Origin of the sequence: Rhodopirellula europaea 6C, from assembly GCF_000338295.1 — a bacterium.
GTDB classification, from domain to species: Bacteria; Planctomycetota; Planctomycetia; order Pirellulales; family Pirellulaceae; genus Rhodopirellula; species Rhodopirellula europaea.
Map to the genome: position 1 here is coordinate 24,198 of NZ_ANMO01000186.1, position 15,130 is coordinate 39,327.

At 54.9% G+C, this 15,130-nt stretch carries 11 protein-coding genes; 8 read left to right on the top strand and 3 right to left on the bottom strand.

The window, feature by feature from the left end; translation table 11 throughout:
• Positions 1 to 60: 60 nt before the first annotated feature.
• Positions 61 to 972, bottom strand: a complete 912-nt coding sequence (locus RE6C_RS19370; RefSeq protein ID WP_008659250.1) for a DUF6677 family protein — start codon at positions 970 to 972, stop codon at positions 61 to 63.
• 225 nt (positions 973 to 1,197) lie between these two features.
• Here RE6C_RS19370 and RE6C_RS19375 point away from each other — a divergent pair, with 225 nt between their 5' ends.
• The 3 genes from RE6C_RS19375 to RE6C_RS19385 all read left to right on the top strand — a co-directional run bounded on the left by RE6C_RS19375 (position 1,198) and on the right by RE6C_RS19385 (position 4,688).
• Positions 1,198 to 2,853 carry a solute:sodium symporter family transporter gene (locus tag RE6C_RS19375; RefSeq protein ID WP_039962631.1) on the top strand — a complete coding sequence of 552 codons (1,656 nt, stop codon included), beginning with the start codon at positions 1,198 to 1,200 and terminating at the stop codon, positions 2,851 to 2,853.
• A gap of 39 nt (positions 2,854 to 2,892) precedes the next feature.
• Entirely contained in the window at positions 2,893 to 4,047 is a 1,155-nt protein-coding gene (locus tag RE6C_RS19380; RefSeq protein WP_008659253.1) for an aldose epimerase family protein, read from the top strand.
• Positions 4,048 to 4,343: 296 nt separating this feature from the next.
• On the top strand, positions 4,344 to 4,688 hold the full coding sequence (locus tag RE6C_RS19385) for a hypothetical protein (protein WP_008659256.1): 345 nt from the start codon (positions 4,344 to 4,346) through the stop codon (positions 4,686 to 4,688).
• Positions 4,689 to 4,819: 131 nt separating this feature from the next.
• Here RE6C_RS19385 and RE6C_RS19390 read toward each other — a convergent pair whose 3' ends face one another.
• A complete protein-coding gene (locus RE6C_RS19390; protein WP_008659258.1) occupies positions 4,820 to 7,120 on the bottom strand; it encodes an AMP-binding protein in 2,301 nt (766 codons plus the stop codon).
• A gap of 254 nt (positions 7,121 to 7,374) precedes the next feature.
• On the opposite strand from RE6C_RS19390, the gene RE6C_RS19395 reads away from it, so the two are divergent.
• Positions 7,375 to 8,088 carry a YceH family protein gene (locus tag RE6C_RS19395; protein ID WP_039962632.1) on the top strand — a complete coding sequence of 238 codons (714 nt, stop codon included), beginning with the start codon at positions 7,375 to 7,377 and terminating at the stop codon, positions 8,086 to 8,088.
• A 21-nt stretch (positions 8,089 to 8,109) separates the two neighbouring features.
• On the opposite strand, the gene RE6C_RS19400 is transcribed toward RE6C_RS19395, so the two are convergent.
• Positions 8,110 to 8,454, bottom strand: coding sequence for a hypothetical protein (locus RE6C_RS19400; protein WP_008659261.1), 345 nt, complete (start codon positions 8,452 to 8,454; stop codon positions 8,110 to 8,112).
• A gap of 234 nt (positions 8,455 to 8,688) precedes the next feature.
• Between RE6C_RS19400 and hpt the strand changes: the two genes are divergently transcribed.
• The 4 genes from hpt (at position 8,689) to RE6C_RS19430 (ending at position 15,013) form a co-directional block, all read left to right on the top strand.
• Entirely contained in the window at positions 8,689 to 9,222 is a 534-nt protein-coding gene (gene hpt, locus RE6C_RS19410; protein WP_008659263.1) for a hypoxanthine phosphoribosyltransferase, read from the top strand.
• Between the two features lie 14 nt (positions 9,223 to 9,236).
• The gene (locus tag RE6C_RS19415; protein WP_008659266.1) at positions 9,237 to 10,472 is read left to right on the top strand and encodes a glycosyltransferase family protein; all 1,236 of its coding nucleotides are present in this window, start codon (positions 9,237 to 9,239) and stop codon (positions 10,470 to 10,472) included.
• Positions 10,469 to 11,593 (top strand): glycosyltransferase family 4 protein, encoded by a 1,125-nt coding sequence (locus tag RE6C_RS19420; RefSeq protein ID WP_008659268.1) that lies wholly within the window; start codon positions 10,469 to 10,471, stop codon positions 11,591 to 11,593. Before RE6C_RS19415 ends, RE6C_RS19420 begins: the two co-directional genes overlap by 4 nt.
• Positions 11,594 to 12,121: 528 nt before the next feature.
• Positions 12,122 to 15,013, top strand: coding sequence for a DUF1553 domain-containing protein (locus tag RE6C_RS19430; RefSeq protein WP_008659271.1), 2,892 nt, complete (start codon positions 12,122 to 12,124; stop codon positions 15,011 to 15,013).
• The last annotated feature ends 117 nt before the right edge of the window (positions 15,014 to 15,130 follow it).

The window sequence follows — 15,130 nt, forward strand, 5'->3', positions numbered from 1 at the left end:
GACAGAAAAGTCAGCTGATGAGATAAGGCGATGAGAATCGCAGAGAAAAGTGTGATCGCTTCAGACGCCATTCGCAAACTTCGGCGATGCGTCTCCTTCGTTGTTCGCAGTCTCAGATGATTCCGATTCGCGTTTCTTCCGGCCGCTGATCGGTACCGCCAACGGGCCACCAAAAGCGTCGTAAACCACCAGGAAGTTCAGCAATCCGGCAATCATCGTGTACCAAGTGCCCATTTCGTATCCCGAACCGCGCCGGGCGTACCAAGCGGCGACTTCGTCGGCCTCGGATTCAACGACGGGGCGATGCGGCGGTGCCATGAAGCCATTCCACAAAGGCTCGTAGTCCGAACGGGTTCGGCCGCGGTGATCCGTTGCAAGTCGCATCCGGTTTCCTTGAACCAAAGCGGGAAGTGCTGCCGAACCGACTCCGGCCTGGAGGACATAGTGCCAGCGTTTATCGCCGGGGTACCAAGAAGCATAGACGACGTGAAATCCGCCGAGGGCAAAACCAAGCATCCAAATCGAGAGAATGCTGATGACGAACAGCGTCCCTTTTGTGTGCCGACCTTGATAGAAGTGGCCCGCACCGGGAACCAACCAAGCCAGGAAAGCGGCTAAATAGCGATTCCGCAGGTCGACCTGAATCCCGTCGACTTCGATCTGAGAGTCGCCGTTGAAGACCTTGGGGTTGATTTTGATGGACTCCGATTTTGGCTTGGAGCCCTTCGCAGAGTCCTGCTTTGCATCAGAGTCGGTGGAATTCTCGCCAGGGGTGGTCTCAGCGTCTCGGGACTTGCGTGAACGTTGGGCCATGAGTGTGGAGCAAGCGAAAATTCGGAAAGCGGGCAGATGCCCAAACAGTGGGGCAAGTGTGGAACGAATCATTTTGCGAAATTCAGTCCGTCGGCGATAGCCAGTCGCATCAATTCCGACCGGTGGAACCGTAATTCGCTGGCGAAGACCTATGGTCACCGGAATTGACTGAAGGGCAATATATCTTAGCTTGGTTGGTGGGGTCGCTGTGATGAGCTAGTGCTGAATCAGTAAGGCAGAGCGTGTTGAAGGGAAGATCGTGACCATCTTGAAGGGTTGAAAGGAAGAAAAATCTTCCTGGCGGCTGTGAGTGAGCAGGTGACGCTGTATGGTATGTGATCCAGATGTGAACCCTTTTGCATGATGCAACACCCGAGGATGTCCATGAACACCACCACGCTGATTTCCTTTCTATTCTTCACCGGCATGGTGGCGTTTTTGACTTGGTGGAAAACGCGTGGCAGCGATGTGGATACCGACGAGGGCTATTTCTTAGCCGGTCGGTCCCTGACTGGCGTCTTCATCGCTGGTTCGTTGTTGCTGACGAATTTGTCGACTGAGCAATTGGTCGGGCTCAATGCGGATTCGTTTCGCGATGGGCTGTCTGTGATGTGCTGGGAGGTCGTCGCAGGAATATCGCTGGTGATTCTGGCGTTGGTTTTCCTGCCCCGGTATCTGAAGTCCGGAATCGCGACGATTCCACAGTTCCTGGAAGAACGCTATGGCCGCAGCGTCCGCGCATTGACGGCGGGAATTTTTATCGTGGCATACATGCTGATTCTTTTGCCGTTCGTGCTGTTTCTGGGAGCCAACGGACTAAATAGCATGCTCTCGCTGAACGAGAAATTTGGCGTCAGCGACTACCAAATGATCTGGATGTTGCTCGTTTTCATTGCTTCGTTGGGTGGTGCCTACGCGATTTTCGGTGGCTTGCGGGCGATTGCGGTGTCCGACACTTTCAACGGTGCGGGTCTGTTGATCGGCGGTTTGATGATCACCTACTTTTCGTTGCAGGTCGTTGCTGGTGATGAAGGTGGAATCAGTGGGGCACTTCAGAAAATTGATGCGGCCGACCCAGATGCCTTCCGCTCGCTCGGTGCGAGTGACGAGTCGACTCACTGGCCGACGTTGTTCACGGGTGTTTTGCTGTTGAATTTTTTCTACTGGACCACGAACCAGCAAATCATTCAGCGAACGTTTGGTGCCAAGAACTTGGCCGAAGGTCAGAAGGGAGTTTTGCTGGCCGCGTTCTTCAAAATCCTTGCACCGTTGATCTTGGTGCTGCCCGGAATTGCGGCGGCGTATTTGGTCGTCACCGCGAACGATCAGCAGATGATGGATGCGGTCGGAACTAATTCCGATGGTGATTGGAATTCGAGCCAGGCCTACGGCGCGTTGGTCGCTCGAGTGTTGCCGGAGTGGCTGCTGGGCTTCTTCGCCGCGGTTGTCATCGGTTCCATTCTCTCCACGTTCAATTCCGTGCTGAACTCAGCAGCAACGTTGTTTTCGTTGGACGTCTACAAGCAATACATTCGCCCGGATGCGACCACCAAACAGGTCCGTTTCTCGGGTCAGGTTTGCAGCTTTGTTGTCGCCATCTTTGCTGTGATCGCTGCACCGTTGGTGTTTTATGGACGCGACGGAGTGTTCAGTTTCTTCCAGGGATTGAACGGTGTTTACTTCATCCCGTTGGCGTCAGTCATTCTGCTGGGGTTGTTTCACAAGACGGCCGACGGGCGATCCGCGATGGCTGCGTTGATCGTTGGGTTGGTGCTGATGGTGATTGGCACGTTCTTTGGCGGTGGCGACGACGGATGGTTGGCGTCCACCTTCGTCAATGGTTTCCACTACATGGGAGCCGTGTTTGCGTTTCTGATCGCGATGCAACTTGTCATGGTGGCTATGGGAATTCGCCGAGATTCGCCCTACGAGCAGCGAGATGCCAAGCTTGTGGACCTAACGCCATGGAAACCCGCGCCGTACGTCGGGGGCGTTTTGGTTCTGGTGTGTTTGGGCGTCTACGCTTTCTTTGCGATCTAGATTCGTTGTCGTTGCTGGTCAATTTTCAAATTCAAAATCATGTTTGTCGCTTCTTGGAGATATCGAATGAACCGGTTCACTGCTAAATGCTTCGCGGGTTTGTTGGTGCTTGGTTGCCTCGCCAATCCGGTCACCGCTCAAGATCAAATGCAGGTCGAAGACTTCGATTCGATCGAGTTGTACACGCTTGAGAATCAATCGGGTGCGAAGGTCCAGATCACAAACTTTGGCGCAATCGTCACATCGATCGTAGTGCCTGATCGCGATGGGAATCTGGGCGATGTCGCTCTGGGTTACGACTCAGTCGAGAGCTACATCAATGCGGTCGACAAGCCTTACTTTGGTGCCATCGTTGGACGTTACGGAAACCGAATCGCCAATGGTGAGTTCACGTTGGACGGCAAGACTTACTCGTTGGCGACGAACAACGGGCCCAACCATTTGCACGGTGGCGTGATCGGTTTTGACAAGGTCGTCTGGGATGCTGAGCCAACCGCTGTAAATGGCAAGCCGGCATTGAAAATGATTTACCTGGCCAAAGACGGTGAAGAAGGTTATCCGGGCAATCTGCAAATTGCGGTCACTTACCAGTGGACCGACGAGAACAAATTGATCGTCCACTATGAAGCGACGACGGATAAGGCCACGCCAGTCAATCTGACTCAGCACACGTATTTCAATCTGGCCGGCGAAGGCAACGGCACGATTCTCGATCACGAACTGATGTTGAATGCATCGAAGTTCACTCCGGTTGACTCGACATTGATTCCCACCGGAGAACTTCGCGACGTCGAGGGAACGCCATTTGACTTCCGAAAAGCGAAAGCAATCGGACGGGATGTTGGCGTTGAAAACGAACAGCTCGAATTTGGTTTGGGTTATGACCACAACTTCGTGTTAGATTCGTCCGATGAAGATGGGGACCTGACGTTGGCCGCTCGAGTCTCTGAGCCGACAACCGGACGAACGTTGGAAATTCACACCAGTGAACCGGGCATTCAGTTCTACTGCGGAAACTTCCTGGACGGTCGCTTGGTAGGCAAATCGGGCAAGCCCTACGTTCATCGCGGTGGATTCTGCTTGGAGACTCAGCACTATCCGGACAGTCCCAATCAATCAACGTTTCCATCGGCAATTTTGAAGCCGGGTGAAAAGTACGACACGACAACCGTGTTTCACTTCTCAGCGGAGTAGTCGCACTGTTCGATGTTCAGTCGCACAATGATTCAGTCGCACAGTGTTGGCCTCAGTTGAGTTTGGCCGCGGTGATGGCGGTCACAAACCTTAGCTAGTGCGAGACGACTGATCGTTGTTCTGTCAAACTCGACTCAATCAATTGACGGTGTGTGGTCGGTAGCGAATCCCTTCGAGGCGATTCGTGGAAGCGATTTTGCATTCCTGAGAACATCGGTCGCCTGACCAATTGTGTCCTTTTCTGAAAGCTGCGATCATTTGGGGCAGGTAACCCGTCTCAAGTCCACGCCTTAGGAATGACATTGGCTGCAAATCAATTTCAGCGAAACGACTGGGTGATTTACCGGAAACAAAAGAGCAGTGTTTCTCCGGGGCCACGTGCATCCGAGGTTCATGCCGCAGGAAAAGGCAATTCCTACCGGTACGTCGTTGAGAAGTACTGGGTGGTGGAAGAGGTCCTGGATGACGACCGATTAAAGATTTGCACGCGTCGCGGCAAAAGGCATTTGGTCGACGCCAACGATCCATCAATGCGAAAAGCCAGATGGTGGGAACGTTTGTTGTATCGCAGTCGCTTTGAAGCGATCGATTTGAACTCGCCGGTCAGTCACGAAGATGAGATCGAAAGTCCGGCCAGCTAATCGCTTACCGGCGCGATCGAAGGATTCCGGGGTTTCTATCCTCTGATTTCTTTCTCATCGCACGTGGTTCTTTCTCATCGCACCTGGCACGTGCGATCGGACGTGAGATTCGCGGGCTCGCTTGAGTTCCTTCAGCAACTCGCCATCGTCAATTCGCTCGCTCGATCTCGGGCGCCCTTGAGGTCCAATTTGCCGGTTCCCAGCAATGGGATCTCGTCGACTTCAAAGAAGCTGTCGGTCGATGGGATGAACAGATTGGCCAATCCGGCGGCCTTCAATCCTTCTCGCAGCGAATCCGGTGTTTGCGATGTTGGCAGATGCAGGACGACGATGCGTTCTCCTTTGCGTTCGCACGGAACCGCCGTGACACAAACTCGCACTTGATCGTCGTCATCGCCTTCGGATAACAGTTTGCCGAGCTCTTCTTCAATGCGAACGTGTGGCACCATCTCGCCAGCGATTTTTGAGAAACGGCTCAAACGACCGGTGATGTGCAGGAACCCGTCGCCGTCGATGTGGGCGATATCGCCCGTCGTGTACCAACCGTCAACAACGGCCGTTTGCGTTAAGTCATCGCGATTCGCGTAGCCTCGCATCACATTGGGCCCGGTCACCAGCAGCATTCCATCCTCACCCGCGTCCAATTCGGTTCCATCATCGGGCGAAACGATTCGTGCCGAGATTCCAGGCAATGGACGTCCGACGCTGCCTTCGACACGGTCAGGTTGAAATTTCGCGGCCGATCGAGAGGGCGGGATGTTGACGCTGACCAGAGGACTCATCTCGGTCGTGCCATAGCCTTCGACAGGACGGACGCCAAAGCGTTTTTCGAATGCATCAAACAGATCCGCGGGCATCTTCTCAGCACCAACGACCGCGACGTTCAGCGTTTTGAATTGTTCCGGTGTGATGCGTCGGAGGTAACCTCGCATGAAGGTCGGTGTGCCAAGCAGCACGGTGGCTTTGTACTTCTCGGCGAGTTTGCCGATCTGTTTGGAATCCAATGGATTGAAGTGATAGACACCGGCGGGGCCAAGCGTTTGAGCGGCCCAAAGCGTGACCGCGTAACCAAACGAGTGGAAAAACGGCAACACGCCGATGACGACGTCTTCGGTGTTGAGCCGGATGGCACGATTGACCGCATCGACGTTGTGGCTGACGTTCGCGTTGGACAACAGAACGCCTTTGGGCATTCCGGTGGAACCGCTGGTGAAGATCACCGTCAGCAGGTCGTCGCTTTGGACTTTGTTGAGCCCCAAAATCCGATCGAGCAACCAGCTGGGCACGACCGTCGCTTGCAGAGCAGCGATGACCTTGTCGGCCAAGCTGACTTTTTCTTTGAGCTTGTCCAACGAGACGATCTCGGCATCCAGTTCCACATCAATTTTCTCAAGGAACCGGTCGCTCGTGAGCACATGCTTGATACCCACGTCACGGATGCAGTGGTTCATCACTTCGCTGCTGACCGTGTAGTTCAAGTTGGCACTGACGCGACGATCGGCGGCCAGCGCAACATTGACCGCGACAGCTCCGACGCTCGGCGGAAGTAGAATCCCGACGAACTGCTCGTCCTTGGCGAACACTTCTCGATGGAGGCATCGACGCAGGGCGAGCGTGTTGATCAGCAGCTTCCGTCCGCCAACTTCAGTGCCCAAGGTGTCGGCCGCTTGCAAGCGTTTGCCCCGGCGTCGCCAAACCCGGAGGACTTGTCGAGCCAAAACGGGGAACTCGCGGCGGTGATCGATTTGAGCCTGTGAACCCAAGGCTTGGACCTTGCCACGGACCGCGGAGATGGGAGCGTCGGCCGGGAGAGGTTCGCCGACGTACACGGTGATGGTGCGTCGAAATTTGTCCGGCCATTTCCAGAAGTATTTGCCGCCGGAAAAGCTGAAAATGCTGCCCCACATTCCTTCCAAGTGCACCGGAACGATCTTCGCGTCGGTGTTCTTCAGAATCTTGCTCATGCCCGGACGAAACGCTTGCAATTGCCCCGTTCGCGTGATTGTTCCTTCCGGAAAGATGCCCACCACGTCGCCATTGTTCAGCCCTTCGCGAGCGTCGCGAATCGCTCGCCCAATCGATTTGGGGCCGCCCATCATGAAGATCGTGTCGAAGGCTCGCCCGAGGTAGTCGCCGATCTTCGATGTGAAATTGCCGCCATCGACCACAAACCGGACATTTCGCGGCAGTGCCCAGAGGATCAAAATGCCATCGATCCACGAGGTGTGATTGCTGACCAAGAGACAGCCACCTTCGGTTGGGAATTTCTCCAAACCGACGACCCGTTTGCGGTACAAAATTTCCAGCACCGGACGGAACAAGCAGCGAACAAACAATCGCGGCTTCCAAACGGCCATTGCGATCGCGATGGCCAACAAGGCGACTAGAACAATCAGGATGATCAGATACGTGTCCACCGTCAGCGGCTCCACCTACACAAGTCGAAAAGTTTGTGGCCGCATCCTCGTGAGCAGCCCAACGCATGATGATACGGTCTGGAGCCCCGCTTCGAGAGTGCGACTCGCGGAAATCCTCGGTTGCTGCCAAGAAGACTCGAAAAAGTTACCATGACTGGTTCGTTTTGAGTTCAAACGGATTGACGCGAGGTTCGTCGGAACCTTTCGGTTTCTTGTCGCATGTGCGATCCCGATCGACACACCACGGTTTGCATCCAGTAGGAAATGGAATGAACGAAGATAACTCCGCTGAAAATGAATCCAGCCAACCTAAGCCGCTGACCGCCACCGCGAGGCGATGTTTGGGCGTGTTGGTAGAGAAGGCCAAGACAACGCCTGATGGGTACCCGTTGTCGTTGGCCGGATTGATCACGGGCTGCAATCAAAAATCAAATCGTTCGCCTCAGATGCAGGTGGATGAGTCCGATGCGTTGCTGGCGCTGGACGAACTGCGAGACGCCGGTGCCGCCCGAGAGATTCAAGGCAGCGGACGAGTGACAAAGTACCGGCACGCAGCCTACGAATGGTTGGGAGTCGATAGTCCCGGGGCCGCGATCGTTACCGAGTTGATGCTGCGTGGACCGCAGACCGCTGGCGAGCTGCGCACACGTGCTTCTCGGATGCACAAATTTCCCGATCTGGATTCGCTGAAAACGGAATTGGATTCGCTGATGGAAAAGGGCTTGGTCGAATCATTGACGCCACCCGGTCGCGGACAAACGTTTGCGCATTGCCTGTACACGCCGCAGGAACGCTTGTACCTGGTCGACAAAATCAAAAAGCAAGATGCGTCCAGTGCGGCGTCATCGCCTGCTGGTTCCGGATCGGCGGCTCCAGCAAAAGCGGCCAACGACGACCGCATCGACAAGATTCAAGATCGACTGGACAGCGTGACGGCGAAGCTGGAGGCACTCGAGAAGCGGTTGGAATTTCTCGAGTCTTGACCTTCTCGTCGCCGCGTCTGCCTACGCAGCTCGACGCATTGGCTCGGTTTGAGCTGTGTCGGTCTGCGGTTGGGCGGCGGCGAATTGAGCTTCCATCTCGGCCGATGTAAGCGTGGCCACGCAAGCTCCGTCCGCGTCGTGAATCTTCAATTCATGCTCTTCGGTGAACCAAATTGCCGAAGCCGAGTCGGTTCGAAACCGACGGCCGCGATAAAATCCGTCGCAGATGAAGACGGATTCGCTCCATTCGATTTTGGTTTCGCTCGGGCGAATCTGGATCGTTTCCGGCGAATCTTCTTCAGGCTGAGCGTTCAGCCAAGCCTGGAAGCAGTGACGAGCTCGAGCCAATTTTTGCGATGGCGTCATGCGTCTGTTCGATCCACGATTGATAGGGCAAAATGGGTGGTCGACGAAGGTGACCCAATCCTTTCAATCGGATCGAAGCCCGTTCCGGCATCGAACATCCGAGTTCCCTCATCAGGGGTGACTCGATCGGGAAATTTGCTGCCAAGTCGCCGGTTTGCCCAATCGGAATCATTTAACACTCGGCGCGTCGTCCGTTCTTCTCTCCTCCGAATCTCGATTTCACTTTGATCCGCCATGCGAACGCTGATTGACGAATCCCAGCTCGATGACGGAGTTTCCAAATTGGCGAAGGAAATCGATGCCACCTACGGCGATCGCCCAATCACGGTGGTCGCGGTGATGACGGGATCTTTGGTGCTGTTTGCGGATTTGATTCGGCGGTTGTCGATGCCCCAACGTGTCGGCGTGATTCACGCGTCGAGTTATCGCGGTGGAACTCAAGCAGGCAAATTAGAGATCGATTCCAAGATGCTGATCGATGTTCAGCAACGCGACGTGTTGTTGGTAGATGATATCTACGACACGGGAGCCACACTGACCAAACTCAGCGAAGCGATCACCAACATGGGAGCGGCAAGCGTCTCGACCGCCGTGTTGTTGCGAAAACAACGCCTCGAGCAAATCGGTCCGCGTCCAGACTTTGTCGCGTTTGAGATTCCAGACGAGTTTGTCGTTGGTTACGGGCTAGATTACCTCGACATGTATCGCAATTTGCCATTCATCGGTGTGTTGGAACCCGATGAGATTGAAGCGACGGCTCGCCAGTGAGTGTGTCTCGGGTGATGTTCGTCGCTCGGCATTTTTGGCCGCATTGTTCGGGGCGACACGAAGCTGCTGCGGCGACGTTTGAGTTGACTCAGCGTTTGGCGAACTGGGGCATGCGGGTGGAAGTCGTGACGCCTCGGCATGGCAACACATGGCCGACCGAAATCATGTTGGGTGACGTGAAGGTTCACCGTGTTGCTTCGGCCCCGCGAGGTGATTGGTCCACTCAACGCTACGTTCGACATTTGAGCCATTGGTTGGTCGAACGGATGCCCTGTTTGGATGCGATCGTATGCGACCAACTGCGTGAAGAATCGCGAGCGGTTTCCATGGCGATTGAATCCGGGGCCTCCGATGCGCACGGCGATCATCCGACCGTCGGCGTTGCCGTGTGTGGCGGTTGGGGAGAGGACTCGGATCAAACGTGGTGCCAAAACACGCGAGGCGGCAAACGTGTTCTGCAGTCGTGCAGCGGTCTGAACTCCGTAATCACAGAGCATGCCAAAACGGATCGATACTTGGTGTCGCACGGTGTTCCCGCGGAGAAATTGCGCAGACGACCGGTCGGATTCCATCGTCCCGCTGCGGTGACGGAACAACAACGAAACAATGCCCGTCGCAGCTTGCGCGGCATCAATCTTGATCTGACGACGGACCTCGAATCTCGCGTTCTGTTGTGGTGTGGCCCGATGTCTGGACCCGCATCCTCGGATAGCGGTGTGGGTGCGTTGGTTCAAAGTGCTCGCTTCCTCGCTGCTCGTGATCAAGATTTGCGAATTTGGATCCTTGGCGATGGAAAAATTCGCGACTGGGTGCACACCGAATTGAAAGCTGAAGGTGTTCGCAGCGTCGTTGCCATTCCCGGCTCATTTTCGGACATGACCGAAGTTTGGCAGTCGGTCGATGCGGTTGTCCAAAACGAAGATTCGCAACTGAGATCCACATTTCCCGCTGCGCTCGCTGCGGCGCTTCCGATCATCATCGCGGATCGACCGGCGGCGCGAGACTATTTGCAAACCCACTTTGATCCATCCATTTTGGATTCCCTGGCTTGGTATGACCACGCCAAGCCAAGTACGCTTCGCAAGGCCTTTCGTTCCGTTTGGGGCGATTTAGAAATGGCCAAGCAGCACGCTTTTGAATTGGCACGAGATCTTTCGCGTCGTCATCCCTTGGAACAAGAACTGGCTTTTTGGCAATCCATTTTGCGTCCCAATCCCAACCAAAACCTGCCCAACCCGAAGGCCTCATGAAGATTGCTTTGGTCATTCCCACCATGGATCGCGGTGGTGCTGAAAAACAGGTGGTGTTGCTTGCCAAAGGCTTGCACGAGTTGGGGCACGATGTCCGCGTGTTCTTGCTGACCCGAGATGGCCATCGAAGCGAGGAGTTGCGTGCCGCTGGTGTTCCGGTTGTTGTGATTGGCAAGCGATTCAAGGTCGATCCAACGGCGTTGTTTCGATTGAAGAATCAGCTCATTGATTTTGCACCGGATGTGGTTCACACCTGGTTGTTCGCCGCGAATAGCTTTGGTCGCGTGGCCGCGAAATGGGCGGGCGTTCCCGTTGTCATTGCAAGCGAGCGGTGCGTCGACCCTTGGAAGAAAGGTTGGCATTATCAGATCGATCGGCGTCTGCAAAAGATCTCACAAGCGATCACGACGAACAGTTCCGGAGTCCAGGACTTCTACGCGGCCAATGGTTTGGATCCAGAACAGTTTGTGGTCATTCCCAATGGAGTCGAGTCGGTCGAGCCTGCGGTCAGCCAGGCGATTGACCGCGAAGAAGCCTTTCGTCGTCTAGATATTCCGGCCGGACGTCGATTGATTGTTGCTGTCGGTCGATTGTGGCCGCAAAAACGCGTTCGCGATTTGATCTGGGCGGGCGAGCTGCTCGCGACGGCTCGCGGTGACACGACGTTGGTCATCATCGGTGACGGGCCGCAGCGAGACGAGTTGCTTCGCCATCGTGATTCGGTTTCATCGCCTCTGCATGTTCGATTTGCGGGACAACGGGAAGACGTTGCCGAGTTGCTCCCTCATGCGGAACAGTTTTGGATCGCGAGCGAATACGAAGGACAAAGCAACGCGGTGATCGAAGCGATGTTGGCGGGTGTGCCCGTGATCGCCTCCAACATTCCTGGCAATCGAGACCTGGTGATCGACAGAGAAACCGGCTGGTTGTTCGATGTCGGTGACGAAGCCGATTTGGTTCGTTCGAGTTTGGCAGCTTTCAACGATCCCGATGGTTCGCAACGCATCGCGGAACAAGCACGGCAACGCATCGTGGATGACTTCTCACTGGATGCAATGATTCGCCGACACGTCGAGCTTTATGAACGACTTCTGGCTGAACGCGAGAGAGCGAAAAGCTGAGGCCACGCGACTTTCCATTTCTGCTCGCGATGATCTTCGGCTACTCGATCCGTTCAGTCCCGTCGATCGGACGACCACTTGGACCGTGAAAGAGTTGGGCGGTTCCAGAAGCAATGTTCGCAACCGATTTCCAACGCTGCGTCGTTGAGGGGCGCACTTCACCGCCGAAGTAATGCTTGCCTTGTTTGGCTTGCTCATTCCAGTTCGGAATGCTTCGGTCGACTCACAATGATTGCGAATGAAACCACGACAGCCTGCTCGCGTTCGGGAAAGTTGCAAATTGATTTTAGTTGGTCGCTATGATTTAAGTGGCGCACTACGGAGCGATTTAGTACCGCTCGATAAATGATTCTTTGGTTTGGGTACTAAATTGGGCGTGGTCGGGACACCTGTTCGATAGGAAAGAGACTTGTCCCAGTGTTTGGTCTTCAATGTGGAAGGTTCGGGTCGGTGGATTCAATGATCAGGAGATGTATTGCCGCTTTGACAGCGTCGCTGGCGTGCGTTTGTGCATGTGCTGATGAAGAAGTGTCGAAGCCGGTATCCCATTTTCGCGATCGAGTTGCCACGATCTTTTCGCAGCGTTGCCTGTCTTGTCATGGGAACGAGTCACCTGAAGGTGATTTTTCGCTGCAAGATGCTTCATCCTTTTTTGCCGGAGGCCACGTCGAATGCGGTGACGCGGATGCCAGTCATTTGATGGATTTGATCACGCCGAAGGATGGCCATGCTGAAATGCCTCAGGATGCAGATCCGCTCGACCCATCGGATTTGAATGCGATACGGCAATGGATCGATGATGGAGCAATTTGGCCTGCGGATGTTGTCTTGCAAGAGGCATCCGTAAGCGATTTCGATTGGTGGTCGTATCAACCGTTGGTTCGGCCCGAAGTGCCAGTGATTTCGGATCCATGGGCGAGTTCGCCGATCGATCGATTTATTCTGAAGAAATTGAACGAGGAAGGATTGAGCCCCAGTCCGCCGGCCGATCGTCGCACGTTGATTCGCCGCTTGACGTTTGACCTGATTGGTTTGCCGCCGACGCCGCACGAGGTCGCCGATTTTGTCGCGGACCCTGATCCGTTGGCTTACGAGAAACTAGTCGACCGTCTTCTGGAATCGAAACACTATGGCGAACGATGGGCTCGGCATTGGCTCGACGTCGTCAAGTACGCGGACTCCAACGGATACGACAAAGACAAATTGCGTCCGAATGCTTGGCCCTATCGAGACTACGTCATTCGATCGCTCAACGAGGACAAACCCTACGGACGGTTCGTTCAAGAGCAGATCGCCGGAGACGTTTTGTTCCCGGGGGAACCGGATGGAATCGTTGGGTTGGGATTCATCGCGGCAGGTCCGTGGGACTTCATCGGCCACGTCGAAGTCTCGGAGTCAAAGCAAGATGGCAAGGTGGCTCGCAACCTGGACCGCGATGACATGGTGTCGGGAGCACTGAACACGTTCTGCAGCGTGACTGTTCAGTGTGCACGTTGCCACAATCACAAGTTCGATCCGATCACCCAGCAACAATACTATGGTTTGCAGGCGGTTTTCGCTGCTCTTGATCGAGCGGATCGTCGATTCGACATCGACCCCAATATCGCTGACGAAAGAAAGATCCTGAATGAACGTTTGACGGATCTGAAGACGCAGCGAAGCGAGCTGGAGAAACGCATTGAGCAAGCCGGTGGGGCTGAGCTGACGTGCGTCAACCAGCAGATCGCCGGTCTACGCTCGAATTCCAAGGCCGTCGCGTACCCGGAGCATGGGTATCACAGCGAACTTGCATCGTCACCAGATTCTGAGAAATGGGTGGAAGTCCAACTCGATGCGCAGGTGTCCGCTTCGCGAATTGTGTTGCGGCCTTGCAACGACAACTTCAACAACATCGGGGCTGGGTTTGGGTTTCCTGTGCGGTTCAAAGTTGAAACCGCGAATGACGCGGGAGTCTGGACGACAATCGCGGACAAAACCAACGCAGATTTTCCCAACCCGCGGCATGACGGGGTGGAATTCGCTTTGTCCGGTCAACACGTGCGTCGGGTTCGAGTCACCGCGACACGTCTGGCGGAACGCAAAGCGGACTACATATTCGCGTTGGCAGAACTGCAGATCTTGGTCGGCGATGAACATGTGGGCGTCGGGGCCAAGGTGGTTGCCAAAGACTCGATCGAAGCCCCGGTGCGTTGGCAGCGACAGAACCTGACTGACAACAAATGGCCTGAAAAAAACGAAGCTGAAACAACGCGATCATTGGCGGAGGCGGAGCGACGTCGCGATGAGGTTCTTCGCGCGGTGACCACGCCAGAAATGTCACAGCAGCGAAAAGACATCGACACAGAAGAGACGCTTGTTCGGCAAAGGCTGGACGAGTTGCCACCGCAGCAGATCGTGTACGCGGCGGCGACAGATTTTGCACCCCAAGGAAATTTCAAACCGACCGGCGGCGTCCCTCGGGAAGTTTTCGTTTTGCATCGTGGGGAAGTCTCGCTGCCCGGCGAACGTGCGGTTCCGGGGGTGATTCCATTGGCGGATTTGGACCGATGGCAATTCGATTCAGAGCTGGACGAATCGCAGCGACGGGTGCAGCTTGCCGAGTGGCTGACCGACCGGCAGCATCCACTGGTTTGGCGATCAATCGTGAATCGAATCTGGCAGTATCATTTTGGCGAGGGAATTGTCGCGACGCCCAACGACTTTGGGCGAATGGGAGCCGAACCGACGCATCCAAAGCTTCTCGATTGGTTGGCTGTCGAATTTCGCGACGAGGGACAATCATGGAAACGCTTGCATCGCTTGATCGTGACCAGCAACACCTACAAACAATCCTCCGCGACGCATCCGGAGCATTCTGCCATCGATGGGGGCAATCGATTCTTGTGGCGTGCGAATCGTCGCCGACTTTCCGCCGAAGAAATTCGTGATTCCGTTTTGTCGGTTAGTGGAACGTTGGATCGCCGAATGGGAGGTCCGGGGTTTTATCTGTTCGAACTGGAAAAGACGGCCCACTCACCGCATTTTCAATATCACAAGTTCGATCCCGCCGACAGAGAGTCGCATCGCAGGAGCGTCTATCGCTTCATTGCACGGTCACAACCCAACCCATTCTTAACGACGCTTGATTGCGCCGATTCTTCTCAGAGCACTCCTCGTCGCAACGAAACGCTGACATCGCTGCAAGCCTTGTCGCTGATGAACAACAAGTTCAGCCTTGCAATGGCGGAAGAGTTCGCGAAGCGTTTGGATGCTGAGCGGCCAGACTTGACCGCCAAGGTCGAACTAGCCGTTGAGTTGCTTTTGCAAAGAAAACCATCTGATTCCGAAGTGAGCGAGTTGGTGGATTATGCCCAGGAACATGGACTCGAGAACATGTGTCGATTCTTATTCAACCTCAGCGAATTCGTATTTGTGGACTGAATCAGATGCTAAGCAGAAGAGAGTTTGTCCAACAAGCGAGCACCAACTTTGGGGCTCTGGCGATGGCAGTCCTGTTACAAAACGAATCGAAGGCGGCTGATGGTGGCGCTGTGAAAG

Bases quoted from the DNA above. Each gene is read 5' to 3' on its own strand.
- RE6C_RS19375 (WP_039962631.1), top strand. From the start codon at position 1,198: ATGAACACCACCACGCTGATTTCCTTTCTATTCTTCACCGGCATGGTG.
- RE6C_RS19380 (WP_008659253.1), top strand. From the start codon at position 2,893: ATGTTTGTCGCTTCTTGGAGATATCGAATGAACCGGTTCACTGCTAAA.
- RE6C_RS19385 (WP_008659256.1), top strand. From the start codon at position 4,344: ATGACATTGGCTGCAAATCAATTTCAGCGAAACGACTGGGTGATTTAC.
- RE6C_RS19395 (WP_039962632.1), top strand. From the start codon at position 7,375: ATGAACGAAGATAACTCCGCTGAAAATGAATCCAGCCAACCTAAGCCG.
- RE6C_RS19400 (WP_008659261.1), bottom strand. From the start codon at position 8,454: ATGACGCCATCGCAAAAATTGGCTCGAGCTCGTCACTGCTTCCAGGCT.
- hpt (WP_008659263.1), top strand. From the start codon at position 8,689: ATGCGAACGCTGATTGACGAATCCCAGCTCGATGACGGAGTTTCCAAA.
- RE6C_RS19415 (WP_008659266.1), top strand. From the start codon at position 9,237: ATGTTCGTCGCTCGGCATTTTTGGCCGCATTGTTCGGGGCGACACGAA.
- RE6C_RS19420 (WP_008659268.1), top strand. From the start codon at position 10,469: ATGAAGATTGCTTTGGTCATTCCCACCATGGATCGCGGTGGTGCTGAA.